At 71.4% G+C, this 26,678-nt stretch carries 18 protein-coding genes; 11 read left to right on the top strand and 7 right to left on the bottom strand.

The genetic code is table 11. The annotated features are described in order from the left end of the window. Positions 1-393: 393 nt before the first annotated feature. From NQZ70_RS04380 to NQZ70_RS04370, 3 genes are read left to right on the top strand one after another with little or no spacing between them, the layout of a single operon-like run. Entirely contained in the window at positions 394-6,906 is a 6,513-nt protein-coding gene (locus NQZ70_RS04380) for an AAA family ATPase (protein ID WP_237245021.1), read from the top strand. Continuing rightward, positions 6,903-9,026, top strand: a complete 2,124-nt coding sequence (locus tag NQZ70_RS04375) for an ATP-binding protein (RefSeq protein ID WP_129573084.1) — start codon at positions 6,903-6,905, stop codon at positions 9,024-9,026. Before NQZ70_RS04380 ends, NQZ70_RS04375 begins: the two co-directional genes overlap by 4 nt. Before the next feature lie 42 nt (positions 9,027-9,068). Next, the gene (locus tag NQZ70_RS04370; RefSeq protein ID WP_129573083.1) at positions 9,069-9,557 is read left to right on the top strand and encodes a GNAT family N-acetyltransferase; all 489 of its coding nucleotides are present in this window, start codon (positions 9,069-9,071) and stop codon (positions 9,555-9,557) included. A gap of 192 nt (positions 9,558-9,749) precedes the next feature. On the opposite strand, the gene NQZ70_RS04365 is transcribed toward NQZ70_RS04370, so the two are convergent. Continuing rightward, on the bottom strand, positions 9,750-10,334 hold the full coding sequence (locus tag NQZ70_RS04365; protein WP_129573082.1) for a GNAT family N-acetyltransferase: 585 nt from the start codon (positions 10,332-10,334) through the stop codon (positions 9,750-9,752). Positions 10,335-11,161: 827 nt separating this feature from the next. Between NQZ70_RS04365 and NQZ70_RS04360 the strand changes: the two genes are divergently transcribed. From NQZ70_RS04360 to NQZ70_RS04340, 5 genes are all read left to right on the top strand, one after another. Next, positions 11,162-11,995, top strand: a complete 834-nt coding sequence (locus NQZ70_RS04360; protein ID WP_207217740.1) for an ABC transporter permease — start codon at positions 11,162-11,164, stop codon at positions 11,993-11,995. A gap of 40 nt (positions 11,996-12,035) precedes the next feature. Continuing rightward, the gene (locus NQZ70_RS04355; protein ID WP_129573081.1) at positions 12,036-12,875 is read left to right on the top strand and encodes an ABC transporter ATP-binding protein; all 840 of its coding nucleotides are present in this window, start codon (positions 12,036-12,038) and stop codon (positions 12,873-12,875) included. 10 nt (positions 12,876-12,885) lie between these two features. Further along, a complete protein-coding gene (locus NQZ70_RS04350) occupies positions 12,886-13,908 on the top strand; it encodes an ABC transporter substrate-binding protein (protein WP_129573080.1) in 1,023 nt (340 codons plus the stop codon). A gap of 65 nt (positions 13,909-13,973) precedes the next feature. Beyond that, positions 13,974-14,648, top strand: coding sequence for a glutathione S-transferase family protein (locus NQZ70_RS04345; RefSeq protein WP_165373782.1), 675 nt, complete (start codon positions 13,974-13,976; stop codon positions 14,646-14,648). Between the two features lie 25 nt (positions 14,649-14,673). Beyond that, positions 14,674-15,294 carry a glutathione S-transferase family protein gene (locus NQZ70_RS04340; protein WP_129573078.1) on the top strand — a complete coding sequence of 207 codons (621 nt, stop codon included), beginning with the start codon at positions 14,674-14,676 and terminating at the stop codon, positions 15,292-15,294. A 79-nt stretch (positions 15,295-15,373) separates the two neighbouring features. Here the strand turns inward: NQZ70_RS04340 and NQZ70_RS04335 are convergent, their stop codons facing one another. The 5 genes from NQZ70_RS04335 to NQZ70_RS04315 form a co-directional block, all read right to left on the bottom strand. Beyond that, positions 15,374-16,549, bottom strand: coding sequence for an acyl-CoA dehydrogenase family protein (locus NQZ70_RS04335; RefSeq protein ID WP_129573077.1), 1,176 nt, complete (start codon positions 16,547-16,549; stop codon positions 15,374-15,376). A gap of 10 nt (positions 16,550-16,559) precedes the next feature. Beyond that, positions 16,560-17,429, bottom strand: a complete 870-nt coding sequence (locus NQZ70_RS04330) for an oxaloacetate decarboxylase (RefSeq protein ID WP_129573076.1) — start codon at positions 17,427-17,429, stop codon at positions 16,560-16,562. Positions 17,430-17,534: 105 nt separating this feature from the next. Then, on the bottom strand, positions 17,535-18,887 hold the full coding sequence (locus NQZ70_RS04325) for an erythromycin esterase family protein (RefSeq protein ID WP_129573075.1): 1,353 nt from the start codon (positions 18,885-18,887) through the stop codon (positions 17,535-17,537). A gap of 301 nt (positions 18,888-19,188) precedes the next feature. Then, the gene (locus NQZ70_RS04320) at positions 19,189-19,428 is read right to left on the bottom strand and encodes a DUF378 domain-containing protein (RefSeq protein ID WP_129573074.1); all 240 of its coding nucleotides are present in this window, start codon (positions 19,426-19,428) and stop codon (positions 19,189-19,191) included. A gap of 246 nt (positions 19,429-19,674) precedes the next feature. Next, positions 19,675-20,490 carry an NAD-dependent deacylase gene (locus tag NQZ70_RS04315; protein ID WP_129573073.1) on the bottom strand — a complete coding sequence of 272 codons (816 nt, stop codon included), beginning with the start codon at positions 20,488-20,490 and terminating at the stop codon, positions 19,675-19,677. A 509-nt stretch (positions 20,491-20,999) separates the two neighbouring features. Between NQZ70_RS04315 and NQZ70_RS04310 the strand changes: the two genes are divergently transcribed. From NQZ70_RS04310 to NQZ70_RS04300, 3 genes are all read left to right on the top strand, one after another. Then, on the top strand, positions 21,000-22,820 hold the full coding sequence (locus tag NQZ70_RS04310; protein ID WP_129573072.1) for a von Willebrand factor type A domain-containing protein: 1,821 nt from the start codon (positions 21,000-21,002) through the stop codon (positions 22,818-22,820). Between the two features lie 540 nt (positions 22,821-23,360). After that, positions 23,361-25,070: a hypothetical protein gene (locus tag NQZ70_RS04305; RefSeq protein WP_129573071.1), complete on the top strand. Its 1,710-nt coding sequence runs from the start codon at positions 23,361-23,363 to the stop codon at positions 25,068-25,070. A gap of 80 nt (positions 25,071-25,150) precedes the next feature. Beyond that, a complete protein-coding gene (locus NQZ70_RS04300; protein ID WP_129573070.1) occupies positions 25,151-25,996 on the top strand; it encodes a ribokinase in 846 nt (281 codons plus the stop codon). Between the two features lie 40 nt (positions 25,997-26,036). On the opposite strand, the gene NQZ70_RS04295 is transcribed toward NQZ70_RS04300, so the two are convergent. Continuing rightward, positions 26,037-26,570, bottom strand: coding sequence for a DUF2505 family protein (locus NQZ70_RS04295; protein WP_129573069.1), 534 nt, complete (start codon positions 26,568-26,570; stop codon positions 26,037-26,039). Between the last annotated feature and the right edge of the window lie 108 nt (positions 26,571-26,678).

Raw genomic sequence — 26,678 nt, 5'->3', positions numbered from 1 at the left:
CGAGGGAGACCTGGGCGCCTGCGCCGCGGGTCAGGCCCCCAGGCAAGTCGGCCAGGGGCAGCTGCCTCGCGCGTCACGCCCCCGGGGATGTCGCGACATGCGTAGATGCGTCGCCGCGCAGGCGGCGGGCATGTCGCGACATGGGCGGCAGCCTCGCCGAGCAGGCGGCGGGCATGTCGCGACATGGGCGGCAGCCTCGCCGCGCAGGCGGCGGGCATGTCGCGACATGGGCGGCAGCCTCGCCGCGCAGGCGGCGGGCATGTCGCGACATGGGCGGCAGCCTCGCCGCGCAGGCGGCGGGCATGTCGCGACATGGGCGGCAGCCTCGCCGAGCAGGCGGCAGGCATCTTGAGATAGGGTGTAGCTCTCCTACTGACAGCCGAATCACCTCCGGTGGTCGCTGAGCGCGACGTCGAGCGCCACCACCTTTCCAAGCGCAGCCGCCGCGACTTCGCGGGCCCTCAGTCCTCCTACTCCGCAAAATCATATTTCTCCTATCTCGGCATGCGAGCAGGCGGGTGGCGTGGGCAGCGCCAAGCCGCAGTGGTACGACCAACTTCCGGTGCCGAGCCTCTACGTCTGACTATAATCGAATTCGCTGGTTTCACGGGCGAGCAAGCAAGGTGGTCGATGATCCTCGGGAAAGGCTATTCGATCCTTGAGAAGGCCGAGGAGACTGTCGATTTCAGTCTGATCCGCGCGTGCCGCAAAGGTGACGACGTCCCGATCTTGCTGAAGGTCCTGCGTGCGGAAAAAGCGACTCGCGCCGAGGTCGCGCGCTTCAAGCACCAGTGCGAGCGCATCGCGCAGCTCGCCTCGCCCCGCCTCGTCGCGCTGCACGGCGTCGAGGAGCTCGCCGGCGCCCTCATCGTCGTTCTCGAGGACTTCCCGGGCCGCGATCTCGCGCGCACCCTCGCCGAGCGTCCGCCGCACAGAATGCCCCTCAGCGAGGCGCTCGATCTCGCGGTTGCGATCGCCGAAGGCCTCGCCGCCGTGCACGCGGCGGGGCTCATCCACCGCGATCTGCGCCCGCACAACGTGCTCGTCGGCGCGTGCGGCGCGGTCAAGCTCACGAGCTTCGGCGTCGACGCCGAGATCACCCGCGCGCACGAACGGCTCTACGCGCCGGCGGTGATCGCCGACGTGCTGCCCTACGTCTCCCCCGAGCAGACAGGCCGCATGAACCGCGGCGTCGACTATAGGACGGACCTCTACGCGCTCGGCGTCATCCTTTACCAGATGCTCACGGGGGAGCGCCCCTTCGAGGCCCTGGACCCGATGGAGCTCATCCACGCGCACCTCGCCCTCGCGCCCGCGCCGCCGTCCCGCGTCGACCCGACGCTCCCCGAGGCCGTCTCCGGCGTGGTGCTCAAGCTGCTCGCGAAGAACGCCGAGGACCGCTACCAGAGCGCCGAGGGCCTGCTCGCCGACCTCGAACGCTGTCGCGAGGCCCTGCGCGGCACGGGGACGATCGAGCCCTTCGTCGCGGGCCAGCACGATCGCCAGGACCTGTTCCGGATCCACCAGAAGCTCTACGGCCGCGAGCAGGACATCGAGGTGCTCACCGCCGCGTTCGGGCGCGCGCTCGAGGGCAGCCGCGAAGTCGTCCTCGTCTCCGGCTACTCGGGTATCGGCAAGTCCTCGCTGGTACAGGAGATCTTGAAGCCGCTCGCGCGGCAGAAGGGCTATTTCACGAGCGGCAAGTACGACCAGTACAACCGCGACGCGCCCTACAGCGCGGTGATCCAGGCGTTCGACGGCCTCGTGCGGCAGATCCTCACCGAGAGCGAGGCGCGCATCGAGCGCGGGCGGAGCGCGATCCTCGAGGCGCTCGGGCCGAACGCGCAGGTCGTCTGCGACGTCATCCCCTCGCTCTGCCATGTGGTCGGCGCGCAGCCGCCCGTGCCGGGGCTCGGCCCGCTCGAGGCGCAGAACCGCCTGAACCGGTGCTTTTTGCTGTTCGTCTCGGTGTTCGCGCGCAGCGCGCACCCGCTCGTCCTGTTCCTCGACGATCTGCAGTGGATCGACGCCGCGAGCCTGGGACTGCTCCGCTCTCTCCTCGCCGACGACTCGCTCGAGGCGCTCTTCTTCTGCGGCGCCTACCGCGACAACGAGGTGTCGCCCGGGCACCCGCTCATGCGGGCCATCGAGGAGCTCAAGCACACAGGGATCGTCGTGCGCGACATCGTCCTCGCCCCGCTCGCGCGCCCGCACCTGCTCCAGATGCTCTCGGACAGCCTCAAGTGCGACCACTGCGGGCCGCTCGTCGATGCGGTGCAGAAGAAGACCGGCGGCAACCCGTTCTTCGTCAAGGAGTTCGTCCGGTCGCTGCACGACCACGGCGTGCTCACGTTCGCTGCCGGGTCGGGCTGGCGCTGGGACCTCGCCAGGATCGACGCGCTCGCGTACACCGACAACGTCGTCGACCTCATGGTGCGCACCATCGCGCGCCTGCCGCCGGAGGCGGTGGAGGCGCTCAAGCTCGCGGCGGCGATCGGCAGCCGGTTCGAGCTCGACGTGCTCGCCACGGTGAGCGAGTGCTCGCCGGAAGAGGCGTACGGCCGCCTCGATCCCGCCGTCGGCCAGGGGCTCGTGCTCGCCGGGCGCGAGGGCTACCGCTTCGCCCATGACAAGGTGCAGGAGGGCGCCTACGCCATGATCCCGGAGGCGGACCGACCCGCCTTCCACCTCCGGATCGGCCGGCTGCTCGCGGGCAAGCTGGATCTCTCCGAGAGCCAGAGCCTCTTCGACGTCGTCGGCCACCTGAACAGCGCAGGCGACCTCGTGTCGGCCCCCGCGGAGCGCCTTTCCCTCGCCCGTATGAGCTTCGAGGCCGCCTGCCGCGCCGAGGACTCGTCCGCCTTCGGCGCCGCCCTGCGCTACCTGAAGCTCGGCCTCCTGCGCCTTCCGGAGGACGCCTGGACGTCGCAGTACCCGCTCCGCCTCGCATACGCGATGAAGACGGGCCTCATGCTCTCGCTCTCGGCCCAGCACGACGACGCCCTCGCGCTCCTGGCCGATTGCCTGGAGCGGGCCGTGGGCCGGCTCGATCGCGCCGAGGTGCTGCGGCTCAAGATGAACGTGCAGGTGCTCAAGAACGACCTGCCCGCCGCGCTCGCGGAGGGGCTCGCGGCCCTGCGCCCGTTCGGGATCGATCTGCCCCCGTTCCCCGACGAAGCCATGGTCGATGCCCAGATCCGGGCGACGATGGCTCTCGTCCAGGAAAAGACGCTCGAGGCGCTGCCAGACCTGCCGCCGCTCGCGGACCCGGAGATCCGCGCCATGCAGGACGTGCTCCAGGAGCTCTTCCTCCCCTGCTGGTTCTTGAGCCCCAACAACCTCGCCATCACACTCGGGAAGCTCGTCGAGAACACGCTGCGCCACGGGCGATCGGCGCACGCGATTTTCGGCTGCATCAACTTCGGGATGTTCCTCTGCGGCCGTGGCGACATCGATCTCGGCTACCGCTTCGGCCGCGCCGCCATCGACCTTTCGGAGCGCTACCCGGACAAGAAGTCCGAAACGGTGGTCCGCGACATGTGGGGCGCCTGGTTGCAGCACTGGAGAGAGGGCTACCCCGCCTGCAAGGATTCGTTGCTCGCGGCGATGCACGCCGGGCTCGACACGGGCCAGTACATCTGGGCGTTCTACAGCGCGAAGAACTGCATCACGAACAGCCTCCTGCGCGGCGTCCCGCTCTCCGACCTCCTCGCCGAGGCGCAGAGCTACCAGCCGATCTGCAAACTCGACGAGGCCAATTCCATCACCTGGATGGTGGGCGCGGTCGGACAGCTCGCGCACCAGCTCTCGGTCGAGACCGCGCACCCGGCCAAGCTCAAGGGTCCGTGGGTCGACATCGACGAGGTGATCGAGGAGGCCCGCCGGATCGACAACCAGGGCTCGCTCTTCTTCGCTCATTTCTACATCGTTCTCCTCGGCGTCTTCCAGGGCGCATTCGAGGAAGCGGCGCGGACCGCGCTCTCGCTCGACGTCGAGCTCCCGGCCGTGGCGGCCTGGCAGGGCATCCCCGCGTTCCATGGGTACGCCGGCGTCGCGCTCACGCAGGCGGCGGACGTGGTCTCCCCGAAAGAGCGCGCGCTCTTCCTCACCCGCGCGGAGGTCTTTGCTGAAAAACTCTCGCGCTGGGCGGACCTCTGCCCGGAGAACCTTTCGCACCGCAGCGCCCTGCTCGGCGCCGAGCTCGCGCGCGTCCGCGGGGACGCGCGCGCCGCCGGGGATCGCTACGACGAGGCGATCGCCCTCGCGCAGCGCGGCGGCTACCTCCACGACGAGGCGCTCGCCAACGAGCTCGCCGGCCTCTCCTTCCGCGCCCTCGGCAAGACCACCATCGCCCGCGCCTACCTCACCGAGGCCCACAGGGCGTACGGCCGATGGGGCGCGACCGCGGCGATGCGGCGCCTCGAGCGCGCGTACCCCGACCTCGTCCCCAGCGAGATCCTCCGCGGCGCGACGTGCCCGGAGGCCGCCGCGCCCGCCAGCGCCGCGCTCGACCTCGGCTCGGTGCTCAAGGCCTCCCAGGCCATCTCGGGCGAGATCGTCCTCGACCGCCTGCTCGACGCGCTCATGCGCATCCTGGTGAAGAACGCCGGCGGGAGGCGGGGCTGCCTGCTCCTCGCCCGCGGCGAGACCCTGTTCTTGGCGGCCGAGGCGAGGGCGGAGGGGCCCGAGATCGAGGTGCGTATTCCTCACGAGCCCGTGGCCTCCCCTTCGGATCTGCCGGCGTCCCTGCTCAACTACGTCAGGCGCAGCCGGGAAAAGGTGATCCTGGACGACGGGACGGCACGGAACCCCATCATCGCCGGCGACGACCTCTACCGGTACGCCAGATCCGCCCTCTGCCTGCCCATCCTGCGGCAGGCGGAGCTCGTGGGGTTGCTCTACCTGGAAAACGACCTCATCGCCGGCGCGTTCACCCCGGACCGGCTTTCGGTGCTGGAGCTGCTCTCGGCCCAGGCCGCCATATCGATCGCCAATGCAACGCTCTACGCAGACCTGCTCCAGGAGAACAGCGAACGCCGGCGAGCGGAGCAGGCCGTGCGGGACAGCAAGGAGCTGCTGCAGTCGATCGTCGACAACTCGACAGCGATCATCTACCTCAAGGATCTCGAGGGGCGCTACCTGATGATCAACCGGCGCTACGCCGAGCTGTTCCACGTCGGTGAGCAAGCGATCGTCGGCCGGACCGACTACGATGTCTTCCCCAGGGAGCGGGCCGATGCCTTCCGCGCCATCGACCAGCAGGTGCTGGCCACCGGAACAGCGCTGCAGGCCGAGGAAGAGGTCCCCCAGGACGATGGGCTGCACACCTACATCTCTCTCAAGTATCCCCTGTGCAACGCGGCGGGGCAGCCTTATGCCGTCTGCGGGATCTCCACCGACATCACCGAGCGCAAGCAGGCCGAGGCGGAGCGCCAGGCCCGCAAGACGGCCGAAGCCGAGAGCCGTGCGAAGACCGAGTTCCTCAGGAACATGAGTCACGAGCTGCGCACGCCGCTCAATGCCATCCTTGGCTACGCCCAGATCCTCAAGCGCTCCCCGGGGCTCGACGACCGCCAGGCGACGGGACTGAACACCATCCAGCAGAGCGGTCAGCACCTCTTGACCCTCATCAACGACCTGCTGGACCTGGCCAAGATCGAGGCGGGCAAGCTCGATCTCTACCCCGAGCCGATCCACCTCTCGACCTTCCTGAGGGGCGTCGCCGACATCATCCGCGTCAGGGCGGAGCAGAAGAGCCTTTACTTCGACTACGAGGTCACGCCCCACCTGCCCCAGGCGGTGCTGGCCGACGAGAAGCGCCTGCGCCAGGTGCTGCTCAACCTGCTGGGCAACGCGGTGAAATTCACCGACCGGGGGCGGGTGAGCTTCGGGGTGCAGCCTCTTTCCCAGGACGGGGCCTCGGCGCGGCTGCGCTTCGAGGTGGAGGATACCGGCGTCGGGATGACGCCGGAGCAGCTGGCCAAGCTCTTCCAGCCTTTCGGGCGGGTGGGGGACGTGCGGCGCCGCGCGGGCAGCGGCCTGGGGCTCATGATAAGCCACCAGCTGGTGCACCTCATGGGCAGCGAGATCCAGGTGGAAAGCCGGCCCGACGAGGGCAGCCGGTTCTGGTTCGAGGTGATCCTGCCGATGACCGAGCTCGCAGCCCCCCTCCGGCCCTCTCAGCGGGCCCCCATCGGCTACGAGGGGCCGCGCCGGAAGGTGCTGGTGGCCGACGACGTGGTGGGCAATCGGGCGGTGCTCTTGGACCTGCTGAGCGGCCTGGGCTTCGAAGTGTGCGAAGCGGCCAATGGCCAGGAGGCCGTCGAGCAGGAGATGGCGGCGTCGCCGGATCTGGCGGTGATGGATCTGGTCATGCCGGTGATGGACGGCCTGGAGGCCATCGATTGCATTCGTCGCAATCGCCGGGCTCGGGGGCTCGCGCGGCTGCCGTCCATCACGGTCTCCGCGAGCGCCAACGAGGAAGACCAGGCTGGGAGCATGGCGGTCGGCGCCGACGCCTTCCTCGCCAAGCCGATCGACCAGGAGAGCCTGCTGCGGATCATCGGGGCCCAGCTGGGGCTCACCTGGGTCTATGCCAGATCGGCTGAGGAGCGAGCCGGGGACGGGGAGGCCGCGGAGCTCGTGGCGCCGCCCCCAGAGGAGATGGACGTCCTGCATGCCCTGGCCCTGGAGGGCAGCATGCGCGACATCCGAAAGCGGGCGGGCTATCTGATCACGCTCGACGAACGCTATCGTCCCTTCGCCGACCGCCTGCATCGCCTGGCGCAGGACTATCAGTCCCAGGCGATCCTCAGCCTGGTCGAGGGGCACCTGCAGGGGGTCGAACCGAGGGCGATGGTGGGGCTGGAGCCGCCGCGGCGCAGGGAGGGCGGTCAGCGACCATGAGCGGAGCCACAGCGGCCGGTGCGTGCACCGGCACCATCCTGATCGTGGATGACATGCCAGCCAATCTCGGCCTGCTGGTGGATAGTCTGGAATGCATAGGTCATCGAGTGCTCGTCGCTCAGGGCGGTGAAGAGGCTTTGAAGCGGGCCAGCTTCACGAGACCCGACCTGATCCTGCTGGACGTGGTGATGCCTGGCATCGACGGGTTCGAGACGTGCCGGCGCCTGAAAGCGGATGAAAGAACCCGAGACATCCCGGTGCTTTTCATGACCTGTGTGACCGATGCGGCTGACAAGCTCGCGGGGTTCAAGCTGGGGGGCGTCGATTACATCACCAAACCATTCGACACTGGAGAGGTGATAGCACGCGTCACGACGCACCTGAGCCTGCGCGAGGCGCAAAAGGAGCTCGAAGCGAAGAACGCGCAGCTGCAGTGCGAGATGGCGATACGCCAGCAAAAAGAGGCGGCGCTGCAGCGTGCTCATCAAGAGCTGGAACAGCGGGTGCGAGAGCGCACGGCCGAGCTGGGCAGCTCGAACGCCGCTCTCCGCGAGAGCCAGCAGCTGCTTCAAGCCATCGTCGACAATACGGCCGCCGTCATCTTCGCCAAGGACCTCGAGGGGCGCTACATGCTCGTCAACCGCGGGTTCGAAGAGCTCTTCCACATGGGTCGCGAGCAGGTCCTCGGCAAGACCGACCACGACGTCTTCCCACGCGAGCAGGCCGATGGGTACCGAGCCAACGATTTGCTCGTCCTGCAGCAGAATCGGGCCATCGAGCTCGACGAGCTGGCTCCCCAGCGCAACGGCGTGCGCACGTACATGTCCCTCAAGTTCCCGCTCCGCGGTCCCGCCGGAAGACCTGAGGGCATTTGCGGCATCTCGACCGAGATCACCTCCCGCAAGCACGCCGAGGACGTGCTGCGCCATTCCTACTCGCTTCTCGAGGCCACGCTCGAATCGACAGCGGACGGCATCGTGGTCGTCGACGGCGCGAGGCGCGTCGTGCGCCATAACCACAAGCTCGCGCAGATGTGGCGCATCCCCGAGGACGTCCTCGCCAGCAGATCGGCCGACACCTTCTTCGGGTTCGCCGGCGGCCGGCTCCGCGAGCCCGACCTCTTCCTGCGAAGCGTCGATGAGCTCTACGCCGAGCCCGAGGCGAGCGCCGTCGATACGTTCCCGCTCCTGGACGGGCGGGTCTTCGAGCGTTATTCGCAGCCCCAGCGCCTCGGTGGGCGCGTGGTCGGTCGGGTCTTCAGCTTCCGCGACATCACCGCGCGCGTGGACGCCGAACAGCAACGCAATCGGGTCCTCCTGGAGGAGCGGCGCGCGCGTGCGGCGGCGGAGGAGGCCATCGGGCTGCGGGACGAGTTCCTCCTTGTCGCCTCGCACGAGCTCCGCACCCCGCTCACCAGCCTGCAGCTCTCCATTCAATCGCTGGGGCGAAGGCTCTCGCAGGGCATGGACGCCGGGCGCGTGCGATCCGCGGTCGCCCTCTCCGGCCGCCAGATCACGCGCCTCGCCACCCTCATCGATATGCTCCTCGACGCCTCCCGGATCCAGGCGGGGAGGCTCGATCTGAACAGGGCGTCCGTCGATCTACGCGAGCTGGTCGCCGAGATCGTCGCCCACCTCGGCGACCAGGTCGCGCAGTCGGGCAGCACGCTCGCCATGCGCACGGAGCAGCCCGTCATCGGCTGGTGGGACCCGTACCGCCTGGAGCAGGTCGTGACCAACCTCCTCACCAATGCCATCAAGTTCGGGGGAGGCTCACCGATCGAGATCGCCATCACCGGGGAAGATCGGGTCGCACGGCTCTCGGTGACGGACCACGGGATCGGGATCCCGGCCGAGGTGCAGGAGCAGCTCTTCGAGCGGTTTCGCCGCGGCGTCTCGTCGCGGAATTACGGGGGGCTCGGGCTCGGCCTCTATATCACGCGCACCATCGTCGAGGCGCACGGCGGGCGAATCCGCGTATCGAGCGAGGTCGGCCGGGGCTCGACCTTCTTTGTCGAGCTGCCGCTCTCGATTGACAGCGCGGCGCGCCACCACGGCGAGCCAAGGCAGCCGGAGCCCGGTTCGGGTCCAATTTCCGCGGATCTGGGTGGCCGCTCATAGCCGGGCGCCGGACGGGCGGCCCCCGCTAGGCTATCCTGGCGGATGATCTCCGACCTCACGATCCGCGCGGCGGTGCGCGCCGACATGCCCGAGGTGGCGCGCTTCGCGGCGCAGCTCGTCCGCCTCCACCACGCCCTGGATCCCCACCGCTTCCTGTGTCTTGAGCCGCTCGAGCCGGGCTACGAGCGATGGCTCACCCGCGAGCTCGCCGACCCCGGCGCCGCGATCGTCGTGGCCGAGCGAGGTGGCGCCGAGCCGGCGCTGGTCGGCTACGCCTACGGCCGCCGGGAGCCGCGCGACTGGAACAGCCTGCTCGACGCCTGCGGCGCGCTCCACGACCTCTACGTCGACGAGCCCGCGCGCCGGCTCGGCGCGGGCGCGCTCCTGCTGGAGGCCGTGATCGCGCGCCTCCGCGCCCTCGGTGCGCCGCGCGTCGTGCTCCACACCGCGACGCAGAACGCCGCCGCGCAGCGCCTGTTCGAGCGGTTCGGCTTCCGCCGCACGATGCTCGAGATGACGCTCGAGCTCTGATCGCCGCAGCGCGCCCCGGGCTCCTCGCTCCGAAGGCGATGGTGCCTGCGGTGCGCTGGCCGAGCGCGGTGGTCTCCTGGACGTTGGCCTTCCTCCGGGCAACGGTGCTGTCACTCGCCCGGAGCGATGTCCCATGAAGACGGGTGCGCGGGAAGATCATGGGATATTCTCCATGACTCCCCGCCTTCATGCTCAGGGGGCTTGCTCCCGGCTTGGCCCCAGGCCCGTGGCGGTCTGCGCCCACACCATCGTGTCGCGCGGCTCGCCCGCGGGCGTCAGGGCGTTCGCCTCGAGCGTCGTCACGTGCCGATACCCGAGCCGCCGGGGCACGGCGGCGCTCGCGGTGTTCCGCGGATCGCAGCGGATCTCGACGCGGCTCCACCCGACCTCCTCGAGCGCGACCCGGGTGAGCCGCGCCACGGCCTCCGTCGCATGGCCGCGGCCTGTCGCGGACTCGCGGAGCCAATAGCCGATCTCGATCGCGCCCGGACCGATCCGCGGGTGTAGCCCCGTCCCCCCGAGCACCTCGCGCTCGTCGCGCGTGAAGATGCCGTAATGAAAGTCGCATCCTGCCGTGAAGTCGTCCCGGAACTTCTCCAGCAGCGCGGTCGTCGCCTCCAGGGAGGCCGGCTCGTTCACGGCCCACGGCATCCAGGGCCGCAGGTGCGCAAGGCTGGAGTCGATCGCCTCCCTGAGCAGCGGGGCATCCTCGGGACGCCACGCGCGCAGCGTCAGCCGAGCGGTCAGGATAGACGCCGGCGGGCGCTCACCGGCCATCGCCCGGCTCCCTACCTTCTGTCATCGCGACCCCGACGCCGATGGCTGTCCCCGGTCGACCGCAGCAGACCGCGCGAAGGACACGTCCCCCACCGCCGATCCCTCCTGCATGGAGGCGAGCCGTCATCATGCATCGGAGCCTACAACGAAGACCTCCCCCGCACAGCCCCCCACGTCCGGCCCACCTCCCGGCAGCGCCATTTCTGCCGCAAACCGTCCCGAGCGCTCCCGACGGACGCCTCGACCCCCTCGCGGCGCGGCTTGACACCTCCGTTATAACGGACTAACTTCCGCCTCAGAAGAGTAAGGCGGAAAACAGCAGCGCTCCCTCCGTTGCGCCGGTGAGGAGGTCCCGCGTCCATGCCCGCGCGTGGATGACCCGCTCGAGCAGAGACGCCACCCGATGCGGTGGCGCCGACTGCGCCTCTCTCTGTCGCATCCGCGACCAGCAAGACACGAGGAGGAAGGATGAAGATCTGAACCTACGCCCCCCGAGAGGCGCAACGCCTCCCGGGCGTTTGACGTCATTCGCCCCTTCCCTCACGAAGATCCATCCCTGCGCCCGACGCTCCGCGGAGCGCCGGACGAGCAAGCCGACCCCCGATCACCTCGAACGCGCCGGCCCGGCGGCCCCTGGAGCCCTCTCGGCATCCCAGGATGCCGCCAGCACGACCCCCGCCGCGCGCCGCATCGACTGCTGCCGTAGCAGCACATCACCAGCATCGCCTTGCTCCTGTCGCAGCAAGTCCATGTCCACCATGACGGATTGCGATCCGTTCCTGCGACAGCGCTCTGGCACGTTACCTGCTTTTCCGGCAGCTCGTGAGATGACGCGCACGCAATCGACGATCGCCGCCGACGCCGGCGCGCGCTCCGAGCGTGGAGCCGCGCGGCGCACCTGGAACGAGGTCCGATGGGCCAGGATCCTGGTGCTCCTGTTCCTGCTCTTCGCATGGCAAGCCGTGACGTCGCTCGGCCTCGTGTCGCCGCGCGTGCTCGCGTCGCCGACCACGGTGGCGCAGACGGGGCTCGCGCTCCTCGCCAGCGGGGAGCTGCCGCGCCACCTCTGGGTGTCGCTCGGCCGGGTCAGCCGGGGGCTCGCCCTCGGCGTGAGCGCCGGCGTGACGCTGGCGCTCGTCGCGGGGCTGTTCCGGCTCGGCGAAGACCTGCTCGACGCTCCCATCCAGATGCTCAGGACCCTCCCTGTCCTGGCGCTCGTGCCGCTCTTCATCCTCTGGTTCGGCATCGGCGAGACGCCGAAGATCGCGCTGGTCTCGCTGGGCACGTTCTTCCCCGTGTACCTGAACACGTACGCGGGCATCCGCAGCGTCGACAACAAGCTCGTCGAGGCCGCGACCACGCTCGGGCTCGGCCGCATCGGGCTCGTCGCCCACGTGGTGCTCCCCGCCGCCCTCCCGAACGCCCTCGTCGGGCTGCGCCATTCGATGGGGGTCGCCTGGCTCGTGCTGGTCATCAGCGAGCAGATCAACGCCACGGCCGGCATCGGCTACCTCATGACGAACGCGCGAGAGTTCCTGCGGACCGACATCATCGTCCTCGGCCTCGCGATCTACGCCCTGCTCGGGCTCAGCACCGATCTCTTCGTCCGATGGCTCGAGCGCAACGTCCTCGGCTGGCGCGCGGCGTTCGCCGGCCGGTGAGGACGGCAATCCCATGGAACGCAGCGTGGAGGCTTCTAGGATGAGCGCGATCCCTGGTCCCGCCGTGCGCCTCCGCGGGGTCCGGCGGGCGTTCGGAGCCCGCCCGGTGCTCGGCGGCGTCGACCTCACCGTCCGCTCCGGCGAGTTCGTCGCGCTGCTCGGCGCGAGCGGCTCCGGCAAGAGCACGCTGCTGCGGGTGCTCGCGGGGCTCGACGCGCACGCGAGCGGCGACGTCGCGGTCCCGGACCGGCGCGCCGTCGTCTTCCAGGAGCCGCGGCTCTTCCCGTGGAAGCGGGTCTGGCGGAACGTCGCGCTGGGGCTCCCCTGCCCGCCCGACGAGGCGAAGCGGCGCGCGCTCCTCGCGCTCGCGGAGGTGGGGCTCTCGGCCCACGCGAGCGCCTGGCCGCTCACGCTCTCGGGCGGTGAGGCCCAGCGCGCGGCGCTGGCCCGCTCGCTCGTGCGCGAGCCGGAGCTCCTGCTCCTCGACGAGCCGTTCGGCGCGCTCGACGCGCTCACGCGGCTCCGCATGCACGGCCTCTTGGCCGAGCTCTGCGCCAGGCACCGGCCCGCCGTGCTGCTCGTCACGCACGACGTCGACGAGGCGCTCCTCCTGGCCGATCGCGCGCTCGTCCTCGCCCGGCCGTCGCCCGAGGCCGGCAGCGTGATCACCGCGGACCTCGCCCTCGACCTTCCGGCGCCGCGGCGGCGCAGCGGCCCCCGGTTCGCGGCGCTGCGCAGCGCGCTCCTCGGCCACCTCGGCGTCGAGGGCGACGAGCCGGACGACGCTCCCGTCCCCCGATCGACCCCGCGCGCCCAGCGAGCCGCCTCGCCACCCCCTGCTCCCGCCGAAGCGCGGGCCCTACCGTCTGTCGTCTCCTGAAGGAAGGCCCATGTCCATCGCCGCTCTCCTCGACGCGCTCGCCCCGCTCCGCCACGCCGCGGCGGCGCTGCTCGCCCTGTCCGTCGCCGCGTGCTCGAAGGCGGGGGACGCGCCCGCTCCCCCCGCGGCCGGCGAGCCGGCCGCGGTCGACCTGGCGGCGGTGACGCTCCGGATCGGCGAGCAGACGGGCGTCGTGAAGAGCGGGCTGGAGGCCGCGGGCCAGCTCGAAGGGATCCCCTACACGATCGAGTGGGCGACGTTCACCGCCGGCCCTCCGCTGCTCGAGGCCATCAACGCCGACGCGGTGGACATCGGCGCCGTCGGGGATACGCCGCCCATCTTCGCGCAGGCCGCCGGGGCCCCGATCCGGATCGTCGCGGTCACCCGGAATCGCCCGGAATACAAGGCGATCCTCGTGCCCAAGGGGTCGAGCGTCCGGGCCTTCCGCGAGCTCAAGGGCAAGAAGGTGGCGGTGGCCAAGGGCTCCTCGGCCCATTACCTGTTGCTGGCGGCGCTCCGCCGGGACGGCCTCGGCATGGCGGACATCGTGCCCGTGTACATGAACCCGAACGACGCCCAGCCGGCCTTCGCCAGCGGAGACGTCGACGCCTGGGCGGTCTGGGAGCCCTATGTGGCGAGCAACGTGCGGCAAGGGGCGGCGAAGCTCCTCGACGGCGCCGGGCTCACCGACGCGCTCTCGTTCCAGGTGAGCAGCGAGAAGGCCCTCGCCGATCCGGGCAAGGCCGCCGCGATCGCCGACTACCTGGCCCGGTCGCACCGGGCCCACGAGTGGTCGAACGGCCACAAGGACGTGTGGGCGCGCAAGTTCGCCGAGGTCACCAAGCTGCCGCTCGAGGTCGCGGAGGACATGTTCGCGCACCACGAGCCGAGATACGTCCCGCTCGACGACGAGATCGCCGAGGCGCAGCAAACGATGGCGGACGCCTTCTTTCAGGAGGGGCTCTTGCCGCAGAAGATCGAGGTCTCGAAGGTGATCGACGGGCGATTCAACGATCGCGTCCCGCCCCGTTGAGCGCGCCCTCGGGTCTGGACGACAGGAGCGCTTTTCGCGTGGCAGACGCCACGAAGGAGAACAGGATGACGAAGCTTCGACTCTACAGCGCGAAGGCGTGCCCCTTCGCGCACCGCACCCGGCTCGCGCTCAAGGAGAAGGCGATCGACGCCGAGCTGATCGAGGTCGATCTGCAGAACAAGCCGCAGGCGTTCGTCGACGCCTCGCTCTACGGCAAGGTCCCGGCGATCGAGCACGAGGGCCACCGCATCTGGGAATCGGCGATCATCAACGAGTACCTCGAGGAGGCCTTCCCCGATCCGCCGCTCCTGCCGAAGGAGCCGGCCAGGCGCGCCCTGGCGAGGATCTGGATCGATTACGCGAACACGCGCGTCGTGCCGGCGTTCGCCCAGCTGCTCCGGGCCGAGACGCCGGACCAGGAGGCGGAGGGGCGCAAGGCGCTCGGCGACGTGCTCGCGTTCATCGAGCGGGAGGCGCTTTCGAGGTCGTCGGGCCCTGGGCCCTACTGGCTCGGCGCCGACGTCAGCCTCGTCGATCTCGCGTTCTATCCGTGGTTCGAGCGGCTGCCCGCGGTGGATCGGCTCCGCGGGTTCTCCATCCCGGCAGAGCTCACGCGGCTCCGGGCGTGGATCGACGCCGTGGAGGCGCGCGACGCGGTCCGCGCCACCGCGAACCCGGTCGATTTCTACGTGGAGCGCTACGCGAAGTTCGTGAAGCCGGCGAAGGCGACGGCCGCCTGAGCGGCGCCGGGAGACAGGAGACATCATGTTGAAGCTCTGGGGTCACAAGAATTCCTCGAACGTGCAGAAGGTCCTCTGGGCGCTCGACGAGCTGAGGCTCGATTTCGAGCGCATCGACGCCGGCGGGCCGTTCGGCCGCGTGAAGGACGCCGACTATCTCACCCTCAACCCGAACGGGCTGGTGCCGACGCTCGAGGACGGGCCGCTGGTGCTCTGGGAGTCGCACGCGATCGTGCGTTACCTGTTCTCGCGGTACGGCTCGCCGCCCCTCCAGCCGAGCGATCTCGCGGACAGGGCGCGCGCCGACGCGTGGACGGACTGGCAGTTCGGGACCCTGTGGCCCCCGGTCCGGACGCTCCTTGTGCAGCTCCTGCGCACGCCGGAGGAGCGCCGCGATCAGGGCGCGATCGAAGGCGCGCGCAAGGCGGCGCTCGCCGCCCTCGGGATCCTCGATCGGCAGCTGTCGAAGCAGCCGTGGGTCGCCGGAGAGTACTTCACGTTCGCCGACATCCCCCTCGGGGTGGCGGCGCAGCGGTGGTACAACCTGCCGACCGAGCGGCCCGCGCTCCAGCACGTCGACGCGTGGTACGGCCGCATCAAGCGCCGGCCGGGCTTCGAGCGCTGGGTGGATCTCCCGCTCACGTGAGGCGCGCGCCGGCCGCGGGCGAGCGACGGCTCGCCCGCTCTGGCCGCTCGTCTCCGCCTCTCCCCGCGCGGACGGCCCTTCAGAACATCGGCACTTCGGTGTCCAGGCCGAGGAGCACGCGGCCCTGGACGTCGCGCGTGTGCGGCGCGACGAGGGCGTGCTGCGTGACGGCGTGGACGTCGCGGAAGCAGCGTTGAAGCGGGCTCTCCGCGTAGAGCGCCGCGGCGCCGCCCGCCGTGAAGGCCAGATCGACGGCGCGGGCCGCGCCGAGGGCGGCGTTCGTCGCGGCCAGCCGGAGGCGCGCCCGATCCCGGATCGAGATCGACTTGCCAGACAGGGCGGCGTCCCAGAGGGCAGCGACCGCCTCGACGAGGTACGCCCTGGCCGCGCCCAGCGTGGCCTCGGCCTCGGCCACGGCGAGCGCCGTCGACGGCCGCGCCGCGAGCGGCACCGCGGCGCCGACCGGCCGCCTTGTCGCCGCGAGCCGGAGGAGCTCGTCGAGGGCCGCGCGCGCGATCCCGAGCGCGGTCGCCGCGACCGCGCTCGCGAGCAGGCCGAAGAGGGGGAACGCGAACAGGGGCGCCGGATGGGTCGGCGCCGCCATCGGGAGGCGGATGCACCGGCGGCTCGGCACGAAGACGTCCGCGACCGCGAAATCGTGGCTGCCGGTGCCGGCGAGCCCGGAGGCGCTCCACGTATCCAGGATCGTGCACTCCGAGGCGCGGAACATGGGCACGACGGCCTCCGGCGCGCCCGCCGGCGACAGGCGCGGCGCCAGCCCGTCGAAGACCACCGCGGTGCCGCCCAGCCAGTCGCAGTGGTGACAGGCGCTCGCCATCGCCCACCTCCCGGTGACGCGAACCCCTCCCTCGACCTCGACGGCGCGCCCGCCCGGCGCGAAGACCCCGGCCGTGACGACCTCCGGGCGCGCATACATCTCTTTGCCCCCCTCCGCGGGGACGTACGCGTCGAAGGCGCCGGTCGCGCCGCAGATCATGGCGCACCAGCCCGCCGCGCCGTCGGCGCGCGAGAGCTCCTCGATGGCCTGCATCGCCGTGAGGGGGTCTGTCTCGAGCCCGCCGAGCGCGGCCGGACGAAACAGGCGAAAGAACCCCGCCTCCCGGAGCGCCCGCGCGACCGGATCCGGCAAACGGCGCTCGCGCTCTCCTTGCTGCGCGTGTTTCTGGATCAGCGGAGCGAGGCTGCGCGCCGCCTCGAGGAGCGACGCGGGTTCGGCGGAGGACATCGTGGCCATGGCAGGAGGCTCACCCCTTCCTGGGCGGCTGCGCGTAGCGCCCCTCTTCGGCATAGTATTCGGGGAATCCGACGATCTCCTGGAGCGCCTCGAAGCGCATCCGGGGGTCCGGGTGCCGGCCGGCGCGCAATGCGGCGAGCGCCTCGCGCATGGCGGCGGCGGCGACCGAGAGCAGGGTGAGCGGATACGCCGCGATCTTGTAGCCGATCGCCTCGAGCTCGGCCGGCGGCAGCACCGGGGTCCTGCCGTGATCCACCATGTTCGCCATGGCCGGCGCGCGCGCTTCCCGGCAGAACGTGCGCATCTCCTCGACGCTCTCGGGCGCCTCCAGGAACACGATGTCAGCCCCGAGATCGGCGAACGCCTGGGCGCGGGCCAGCGCCTCGTCGAAGCCGTGCGTCTGCCGGGCGTCGGTGCGCGCCATGATGAGCACCCCGGCGCCCTCGTCGCGCGCGTCCACGGCGGCCCGGATGCGGGTGAGCGCCTCGTCGCGGGGCACGACCTGCTTGCCGCGCGTGTGGCCGCAGCGCTTCGGGGCCACCTGGTCCTCGATCATGACGCACGCGAGCCCGGCCTGCGCGTAGCCGCGCACCGTGCGCTTCACGTTCATCGCGTTGCCGTAGCCCGTGTCGCCGTCGCCGAGCACCGGGATCGACACCGCAGCGCAGATCGCCCGCGCCTGGTCGACCATCTCGCCATACGAGATGAGCCCCGTGTCCGGGGCGCCGAGGCGCGCGGCCGAGACCGCGAAGCCGCTCATGAACGTGAGGGGGAAGCCGGCCTGTTCGACGAGGCGCGCCGACAGCGCGTCGAAGCAGCAAGGCATCACGAGGAGGCCGGGCGTCGCGAGGAGCTCGCGGAGCGTGTGAGCCGAGGACACGGCGCAGACGATACCGCGACCCGCCGCCCTCCGGGCAAACGAACGCCCGAGGCGCGCTGGCTCACGGGCCACACCGCGGGTTGCCAGAGCGCCTGATCCCGGCGCTCACATCCCTGTCGGGTACGTCTCCGCCTCGGGCTCGCGCCGCTCGGCCCTCCACTCCAGCGGCCTCACCGCGGTCGTCTCGTCGATGTGGACGACCGCGTCGAACTGCTCGCTGAGCCTCGCGTGGAAGTAGTGGCTCGCCCGCTCGGTCTCCGGGAGATAGAGCACGCCGATCGCGCGCTCGAGCGACCGCTCGCGCAGCGCCTCGACGAGCTCGCGGCGCGCGCCCGCCTCGGGCCGCAGGTCGAGCCAGAAGCGCGAGAGCTCCGTGTCGTGGAAGAGCCGCTCGTAGCTGCTCGGCAGCGACGGCCGGACGCGCTTGATCTCCGCGGGATCGCCCCACTCGGAGGCGGCCATCACGGTGCCGGTGTGCGTCGAGAAGCCGACGAGGAACGTGCCTTCGCCGAAGCGCTCGCGCAGGAGCTGGCCGACGTTCCACTCGCCCGCTTCGCCCATCTGCGTCGCGCGCGCGTCGCCGAGGTGCGAGTTGTGCGCCCAGAGGACGACCCGCGTCGGCGCGTGGAACCGGTCGAGGTGCGCGACGAGCGCCTCGACGGTCTCGGCCATGTACCGGTCGCGGAGGTTCCACGACGACACGGGGCCGCGGAACATGGTGCGATAATACTCCTCGGCGCTCTGCACGAGCCGCGCGTTCTGCTCGACCTGGAAGTACTCGTCCTCGGCGACGCGCCCGTCGAGCTTCGCGTACTCGGCCTGCTTCTTCATCAGCTCCATCAGCTGCTCGACGACCTCGCGCTCGCACGACCCGCTGAGCTCGAAGCCGGCCGCGTACCCGTACACCTGCGGATCCTCGCTGAACCGGTCGAAACAGCCGTAGCGGCGCCGCGCCCGCTCGGCGGCGTCCGGATCGACGCGGTCGAGGTACTCGAGCACGGCCTCCATCGAGGCGTGCAGGCTGTAGAGGTCCATGCCGTAGAAGCCCGCCTTCGCCTGCCCGCGCGGGACGCCGGCGTTGTGCTCGCGGAGCCAGCGGACGAGGCCGAGGACGTCCTCGTTGCGCCACATCCACTGCGGGAACCGCTTGAAGCCGGAGAGCGCCTCCTCGGCGCTGCCGTCGTCGTCCGTCCCGCGGACATAGCGGTTCACGCGGTACGCGTCCGGCCAGTCGGCCTCGACGATGACCGCGGAGAAGCCCTTCTCGGCGATGAGCCGCCGCGTGATCTGGGCGCGCGCCTGGTAGAACTCGTGGGTGCCGTGCGTGGCCTCGCCGAGCAGGACGAAGCGGCGATCGCCGATCGCGTCGAGCAGCGCGTCGTAGTCGCGCGCGCCGCCGCGCAGGGGTCGGGCGGCGTCGCGGACGAGGGCGGTCACGGGTTCTCGAGAGCTGGGCATGGTGTCACTCCTTGGTCCGTGGCGGCCGCGGCAGCCTCGGACACGGCTGCACCTCTCCAGTCCGCCGGATCGACGCCTCCGGCGAACGGCAGAGGATACCCGTGAGTTGCCGCTGTGCTCGCTGCTCCATGGTTCCGGACTCGGTGCCTTGGACAGGCACCATGAGCTGCAAAACCCGCGCCGGAACAGACCACGACCTCAGGAGCCGCCCGACTCCCAGAGACTCCGGAGCTCGGCTCGGCGCGCCTGCTCCGCGCCGGAGCGCCCGATCGAGCCGATGCCGCTCACGGCATGATGTCGCTCACGGCATGGTGGAGACGCGCGCGCGCTTTCCGAGCTGGACCGAGGCGTAGAGGAGATAGAGGCCGGCGAGCCCGACGAGCACGTAGACGATGCGGGTGATCGCGCTGAGCCTGCCGAAGATCGCCGCGACCAGGTTGAAGTCGAACAGCCCAACGAGCGCCCAGTTGACGGCGCCGATCACGACGAGCACGATCGCGGTCCACGTTAGCCCTGAAATCTCACGGTTGACCTGTTCCATGCCCTCCGGGAGAAGCACGAGCCGCGCCGCGCGCGACGTGCACCGCGCGCCCGCTGCGGCGCTGACGCCGCCGGCTCGCTCAGCCAGCGCTCAGCCGGCGCGCCTGGCAGGCTCCGCGATCGCTGCTGGACGCGATCGCGGATGCCTCGCTGGTGTCGTTATCGCGATAGGCGATGTCGTCCGGATGGGCTCACTTCCATGGCCCTCGGCGCGATGGAACCGGAAGGCTCGGGCGGGAGGCGGCGGTCATGCGTGCGCCGGCGCGACGTCGAGCAGCGAGGGGAGGATCTCTCCCGCGCCGCCGGTGAACACGAAGTCGCAGAGATTGGTGACCGCGCTGGGCTCGACGTTGACCTCGGCGATGAGGGCGCCGTGGCGCTTGGCCAGGGGGACGAACCCCGCGGCCGGGTACACCACGGCCGAGGTGCCGACCACGAGCAGGAGATCGCAGCCGTCGACGCCGGCGGCCGCTGCGGCCAGGTCGCTCTCCTCCAGGGCCTCGCCGAACCAGACGACGTGCGGGCGCTGCACGCCGCCGCAGGGGCAGTGGGGCAGCTCCGCGGCGGTGAACCGGCGGGCGCGGGTCTCCGGATCGGGGGAGCCGCTCCCCGCGAAGGCGGGGGTGATGGGCACGTCGCGGTTCTCGGTCACGCTCCCGCACGAGAGGCAGCGCACCTGCCACAGCGAGCCGTGGAGCCGCACCGGATCCCGCGAGCCCGCCTGTTCGTGCAGGCCGTCGATGTTCTGGGTGATCAGGGTGAACGCGCCGCCGCCCTCCCGGAACCGCGCCTCCAGCCGCGCCAGCGCGTGGTGGCCCGGGTTCGGCTGGCAGCCGCGCGCGCGCTCGCGCCGGTGGTTGTAGAACTCCCACACGAGGCCCGGATCGCGCTGCCATGCCTCGGGCGAGGCGAGGCTCGTCGCCTCGTAGCGCCGCCACAGCCCGCCGGCGCCGCGGAACGTGGGGATGCCCGACTCCGCCGAGACGCCGGCGCCGGTCAGGACGGCGATCTTCCTGGCGCGGCGCAGGCTGGACTGGAAACGCTCGCGGCTCGTTGCACTCATGGCGGACCTCCTGAGAATCGAGCAGGGAGGCGGGAAGATGGATGGGCGATCGCGCCTGCCCGGTGCTTCCCGCGTTCCGGCGCACTCTAGCGCACGCCGCGGGGCGACGTCTGCGCCGCGGCCGGCGCCTGCGCCGCGGCCGGCGCGCGCCGCACCGCGGGCGCACCCGATCCCGGCCGCGCGCCCGATCCCGGCCGCGGCGGACGCGCCGTCGACGCGCCCTCGATTTCGGGTGTAAGCCGGCGGAGGCGACCGCGTTTCCCTGGCACTCGGACGCGCCGGGGCCCGCCACCGCGGGCCCCCGCCGCGCCGGTCCCTCCGTCGACCGCCGGACAACCAGCGGCTCGCGGCCCTCGCGCGGCGAGAGCGGCGGAGGGATCCGTCTCGTCCCTGAACGGGGGCCGCGCGTGCGGCCCTCGCGAGGACCTGTGTCGGGGTCGGCGATGGCCGCCCCGCGAGAACGCACTGCGGGGATCCGCGCTCGCGATCCCCTTCAAGGAGGACACCTCATGCGCATCCGGCCCCTCGATCTCGTCGCCCCTGCTCTCCTCGCCGCGCTGCTCGTCGGCTGCGGCGGCGCCGCGCCTGCCGCCAGGGAGCCGGCAGGGCCGGCAGCGCCGATGGACACCGCCATCGCGCCGTCGATGCAGCCGGAGTACGACGCTCCGCACGAGGAGGGCCGCGCGTCCGCCGCCGCGGAGAAGGCCGAGGAGGCGGACGCCTCCGGCGCCCCGCCCGTCGCGGCGGCTCCGCCCCCGCCGGTCGCGCCTGCGCCCCCGTCGGCCGGCGTGACCGCGGCTGGCAAGCCGGAGGCGCGCCGCAGCGTGGCGGGCGCCGCGCCGGCGCCGAAGAAGGGCTCCGCGCCGGCGCCGGTCGCCGCCCCGCGTCCCGCCGCCCCGCCCGCGGTCGCCGTGACGGCGCCCGAGCCCCAGGGCAGCGAGTCGTACCGGGACTACGGCGTCAACCCGGTGGAGGACCCCGCGAAGGACCGGCTCTCGACGTTCGCGATCGACGTGGACACGGCCTCCTACGCGATCGCGCGCCGCAAGATCCTGGACGGCGCCCTGCCGCCCTATCAGGCCGTGCGCGCCGAGGAGTTCCTCAACTATTTCGATTATGGCTATGCGTCGCCCACGGCGGGCCCGTTCGCGGTGCACCTCGCGGCCGCGCCCTCGCCGTTCACGGTGGGCCATCACCTCGTGCGCGTGGCGGTCCAGGGCAAGCGCGTGTCGGCCAAGGAGCGGACGCCGGTGCACCTCGTGTACCTCGTCGATACGAGCGGCTCGATGCACGTGCCGGACCGGATCGAGCTCGCGAAGAAGAGCCTGCGGATGCTCACCGAGTCGCTCAAGCCGGGGGATACGGTCGCGCTCTGCACGTATGCGGGCAGCGTGCGGGAGGTGCTGGCGCCGACAGGCATCGAGAGCAAGGGGAAGATCCTCGCGGCGATCGCGGACCTCACGGCGGGCGGGTCCACCGCCATGGCGAGCGGGATCGATCTCGCCTACAGCCTGGCCGAGCGGACGCTCGTGAAGGGGCACATCAACCGTGTCGTCGTGCTCTCCGACGGCGACGCGAACGTCGGCCCGACCTCTCACGAGGAGATCCTGAAGACCATCAAGCGCGCGCGGGACAAGGGGATCACGCTGTCCACGGTCGGCTTCGGCCAGGGCAACTACAAGGATGTCATGATGGAGCAGCTCGCCAACCAGGGCGACGGGAATTACGCGTACATCGACAGCGAGGCGCAGGCGCGGCGGGTCTTCTCCGAGCAGGTGGGCGGGATGCTCCAGGTCATCGCGCGCGACGTGAAGATCCAGGTCGAGTTCGATCCGAGCTTCGTGAAGAGCTATCGGCTCATCGGCTACGAGAACCGCAACGTTGCCGACCGGGATTTCCGGAACGACAAGGTGGACGCGGGCGAGATCGGCGCCGGTCACAGCGTGACGGCCATCTACGATGTCGAGCTCAAGGACGCCGCGCTGAGGGGCGCGGAAGCGGCGCCGCTCGTCGTGCGGCTCCGCCACAAGGCGCCGCTCGGCTCGGACGTGGCCGAGGAGACGATGGTCAAGATGGCTCCGGGCGCCATCGCCCCGACCTTCGACGCGGCGCCGGCCGATCTTCGCTTTGCGTCCGCGGTGGCCGGCTTCTCCGAGATCTTGCGCCACAGCCCGCATGCGCGCTCCTGGAGGCTCTCCGACGTCGAGAAGATCGCGAGGGCGGCGGCGTCCAGCAAGGGCGATCAGCAGGAGTTCATCGGCATCGTCCGCCGCGCCGGAGCGCTCGCGGGCGGCAAGACGGACGCGGTGGCTGTGAGGGGCGCCGACTGACCGGCCGGGGCGAAGGCGGTGCTTGCCCGGGGGGGGAACGGCATCGCTGAAGCAGCGGTGGCTCGAAGGGCGAGGTGGATAGATGCCAGGAGGGGAGACAGGGAGAAGAAGAGTCAACGCAAAGGCGCGAAGGCGCAAAGACGCAACGCCGGCAACCGGCAACTCGGACCGTGACAGGAAACGACACGCCGGAGCTCGGCCGTATTTTCGAAGCGCACTCTATTGCACACACACTCACCGCAGATCACAACGCCGACTCCCCCCAGCGGTCCCTCGCGGTAGCGAAACCGCGATATCGCAGACCCGCGCCGCGTGGAAGCGCAACGCGCGCCATCCACGACGACAGCCGACGATAGCCGACCAAAGCCGACCGACGAGAGCAACCGGCAGACTGGATTCCAGCGCGGCGCAGATCCATTGCAGTTCCTCGACTGGAATCCGCGGAACTGTGACTTGACATCTCGTCACCGATGTCGCTTTTATCATTCACCGTCCTCGGGCGTGTCGCGCGGGACGAAGGCGGGAAGCGAGGACGCTGCCGTGGAAGCGCTGTGCGTAACGATGCGGGGGCGGTGCAAGTATTGCCAGGCGATGCTGCCCATCAACCGGGTCGACACGAAGATCTTCTGCTCGGGGTGCGGCACGTTCACCGAGATCGCCAACCGCGTGTGGCATCGTATGCTACGCGAGCCGCTCTACCGCGCTCCGCGCCTGTTGCCAGGCGAGGTGCAGCGCGTGCAGGAAATGTCGCTGTCGCTCGAATTTTCTCGGTCGAAGCCCGCGTGCCGCTCTTGCCGGACGCCGCTCGCGGTGGATTCGAGCGCGCTCACGCCCCTCTCGTGCTCGAGCTGCGGGGCGCAGCACGCCCGCCGCCGCTGGCCGGCGGACATCCCCATCGCCGGGCTCGATCCCGAGGCGGTCCTCGTCGGAGAGGAGGCCGAGATCGCGCCCCCGGACCAGCGCCCCGACGGCTCGGGGCTCGATCCTTCGCCCTGCGCGCTTTGCGGCGGCGCCCGCGACTCCAGCGCTCCCGCGGCGGACTGCGAGCGCTGCGCCGCGGCCCCGCACGTCCCCGAAACATCGTCGCAACGCGCCCGTGACCGCGCGCCGATACCGTGGCTCATCGCGTCGGAGCGGTTCGCCCCGATCAGCGGGAACGCCGCGCCCGTGCAAGAAGGGCTCTTCGACTGGAGGGAGGCGCCCAGGGTCGCTCCGCTCGACGACGGAGGGTTCGTCCTGCTCTCGCTCTCCAGCGGAGCGTGGACCGGGCCGCGGAACCTCGACGAGGTGCACGAGCGCGTCGTCATGGCGCTCGACCCGGACCTCCGGGTGCGGTGGCTCCGGCGCGAGCGCGTCCCCGGCAGGCTCGGCAAGCAGGCGCTCGGCCTCGCGTCCGACGGCGAGCGCATCATGCTCTATTCCTCCCGAGAAGGGCACGAGGTGCTCGACGGCACGACGGGCGCCTCGCTCGGGAAACATGCGACGAGCGGCGCGATGATCGCGTCGCTCCACGGGCGGGAGGCGCGCGCGCTCGGCCTCCACCTGAGGATCGACAAGGGACGCCTCGCCGTGGTGCAAGGCGACGCCGCCGCGCTCCCCGGAGCCGTCCTCGGCCGGCGCGGCGTGAAGGTCGTCCGGCGCCTGCCCGGCGGCGGGCTCGGCGTCCTCTCCCGACACCGCGGGGTGCGGCTCGACGTGGTCGATCCGCGCGGCGGGCTCAGGACGTTCCTTGTCAATCCGAAGGACGGCTCGCTCGACGGGCTCGCGTTCTCGGTCAGCCGGAGCGGGCTCGTCGGCGTGCTCAACCACCGCCGCCTCTGGGTGGCCCGGCCCGAGGACGAGGAGCTCCGCACCTGCCTCGACGGCCCGGCCGATCGCGTGTGGCGCGACTCCGTGCTCCTCGCCGCCGACGACGGCGTCTGGCTCTTCGAGAACGGCTCGGGCGCGCGCCGCTACGCCCCAGACGGCGCCCTGCTCTTCGACGCCGAGATCTGCCCGCGGCCCACGGCGCGCACGCCGGCGCAGCTCGCCAGCGAGTCGACGCAGAAGCGGATGGAGCGGGCGCGGCGACACCGGCTCTCGCGCGCCGGCAAGGCGGAGCACGAGCTCGGCGAGGGGGCGCGGAGCGAAGCGGCGCGCCGGACGAAATGGCCGCTGCGCGCGCTCGCATGGCTGCTCGGCCGCACGATGCTGCTCGCCCTCGGGCTCGCGCTGGCGTCCGGCCACGCGGGCGGCGCGCTCGGCGGCTGATCTCGAGCGAGCGGCCGCCCCGTCGGCGCGAGCGCCCGCCCCGCGGCGCCGCGCCGCCGCGTTCGTGGTATGCGGCGGACATGGGGTTGCTCGCGATCTGCGGCTCGATCACCGCCGATCTCCTCGGTTACGGCCCGCGGCTGCCGCGCCCGGGCGAGTCGGTGCTGGGCCGCCGCTTCCTCGTCGCGCCGGGCGGCAAGGGCGCGAACCAGGCGGTCGCGGCGGCGCGCTCCGGCGCCCGCGTGCGGCTCGCGGGCGCGCGCGGCGACGACGCCCACGGCGAGCTCTGCGCCGCCGCGCTCGCCGCCGACGGCGTGGACCTCTCCGCCGTGGCGGTCCACCGCGGCGCGACGACCGGCGTGGCCCTCATCTGCGTCGACGACGCCGGCGAGAACCAGATCCTCGCGATCCCCGGCGCCAACGCGCTCGTCGCGCCGCCCGCGCCGTGCGAGGCATCGGTCTGGCTGTGCCAGGGCGAGATCCCGGCCGAGGCCATCGCCGGCGTGCTGTCGGCCGCGCGGGCGGACGGCGCGCTGTCGATCTGCAATCCGTCGCCCGTCAACGCCATCGACCCCGCGCTCGTCGGCCGGTTCGACCTCGCCGTGGTCAACGAGCTCGAGCACGAGGCGCTGCGAGGTCACCTGCCGGCGCGCGTGGTGCTCACCCGCGGCGCCCGCGGCGCCGTGCTGCTGCCCTCGGGCGAGGAGCTCCCCGCCCTCCCCGCGCGCGCCGTCGACACGACCGGCGCGGGGGACGCGCTCGCGGGCGTGCTCGCCGGCGGGCTCGCCTCCGGGATGGCCATCGAGGCCGCGTTGCGCCTGGCGATCGCGGCGGCGGCCATCTCGGTCGAGCGCGAGGGGTGCCAGCCCTCCTATCCGACCCGCGCCGAGGTGGAGCGCCGCCTCGGCGCCTCCCTGAGCCCGTGATCGCCGCTCCGCCCGGCCTTCCGGGCGAGGCGCGCTCCCCTCACGCCGGCTGGACGCTCGCCGCCGCCCGGGCCGGGTGCTCCGCGATCCATCGATTCAGGAACGCCGCGCTGTCGTCCCAGCCCGCGCGCATCTCCTTCTCCATGATGCCCTCGAGCATCTTGCCGAATCCGAAGATCTTCGCCTCGATCGTGGCCCTCGCCACGCGCGTCACCTGGCCGGGGCCCGACGGCTCGACCTGCAGGGTGCCCCAGTTGCGCAGCCGATCGGAGAGCAGGCTCGGCGCCATGGTCCAGCTCCACGTCCGCGCGGCCTTGTCGAAGACGCTCTCCTCGACGTAACGGAAGTTCGGCCCGAGCATCGATTGAAGGGCGGCGGGGAGCGCGTGGATACGGGGCTGCCCGACCGCCTTGCGCACCCGCGTGCGCTCGTCCTCCCGCTGCTCCAGCACCTCGAACGAGGGGAATTTGAGGACGTCGCGGTACATCCGTTCATTGACCTCACCGCTGAAGAACAGCTCCCAGAAGGTGTCCTCGTCGCAGCGGATCACGTGCCTCGCCTCGATGTGGATCATGCGTTTGCCCTCTCCTGCGCACACCTTGGAGCCGGACGAGCCGACTGACAACCGGCGCGACGAAGCTCGGCGCAGATGTCTTGGCGCCGCCAGCGCACCGACGCCGAG

Source organism: Sorangium sp. So ce836 (assembly GCF_028553905.1).
In the GTDB taxonomy this organism is placed as follows: domain Bacteria; phylum Myxococcota_A; class Polyangia; order Polyangiales; family Polyangiaceae; genus Sorangium; species Sorangium cellulosum_D.
This window is presented reverse-complemented; position numbering and strand designations above follow the sequence as displayed.

Coding starts and splice junctions, on each gene's coding strand:
- NQZ70_RS04355 (WP_129573081.1), top strand. CDS start 12,036: ATGAGCGCGATCCCTGGTCCCGCCGTGCGCCTCCGCGGGGTCCGGCGG.
- NQZ70_RS04325 (WP_129573075.1), bottom strand. CDS start 18,887: ATGCCCAGCTCTCGAGAACCCGTGACCGCCCTCGTCCGCGACGCCGCC.
- NQZ70_RS04320 (WP_129573074.1), bottom strand. CDS start 19,428: ATGGAACAGGTCAACCGTGAGATTTCAGGGCTAACGTGGACCGCGATC.
- NQZ70_RS04340 (WP_129573078.1), top strand. CDS start 14,674: ATGTTGAAGCTCTGGGGTCACAAGAATTCCTCGAACGTGCAGAAGGTC.
- NQZ70_RS04310 (WP_129573072.1), top strand. CDS start 21,000: ATGCGCATCCGGCCCCTCGATCTCGTCGCCCCTGCTCTCCTCGCCGCG.
- NQZ70_RS04335 (WP_129573077.1), bottom strand. CDS start 16,549: ATGGCCACGATGTCCTCCGCCGAACCCGCGTCGCTCCTCGAGGCGGCG.
- NQZ70_RS04345 (WP_165373782.1), top strand. CDS start 13,974: ATGACGAAGCTTCGACTCTACAGCGCGAAGGCGTGCCCCTTCGCGCAC.
- NQZ70_RS04375 (WP_129573084.1), top strand. CDS start 6,903: ATGAGCGGAGCCACAGCGGCCGGTGCGTGCACCGGCACCATCCTGATC.
- NQZ70_RS04350 (WP_129573080.1), top strand. CDS start 12,886: ATGTCCATCGCCGCTCTCCTCGACGCGCTCGCCCCGCTCCGCCACGCC.
- NQZ70_RS04315 (WP_129573073.1), bottom strand. CDS start 20,490: ATGAGTGCAACGAGCCGCGAGCGTTTCCAGTCCAGCCTGCGCCGCGCC.
- NQZ70_RS04360 (WP_207217740.1), top strand. CDS start 11,162: ATGACGCGCACGCAATCGACGATCGCCGCCGACGCCGGCGCGCGCTCC.
- NQZ70_RS04365 (WP_129573082.1), bottom strand. CDS start 10,334: ATGGCCGGTGAGCGCCCGCCGGCGTCTATCCTGACCGCTCGGCTGACG.
- NQZ70_RS04370 (WP_129573083.1), top strand. CDS start 9,069: ATGATCTCCGACCTCACGATCCGCGCGGCGGTGCGCGCCGACATGCCC.
- NQZ70_RS04295 (WP_129573069.1), bottom strand. CDS start 26,570: ATGATCCACATCGAGGCGAGGCACGTGATCCGCTGCGACGAGGACACC.
- NQZ70_RS04300 (WP_129573070.1), top strand. CDS start 25,151: ATGGGGTTGCTCGCGATCTGCGGCTCGATCACCGCCGATCTCCTCGGT.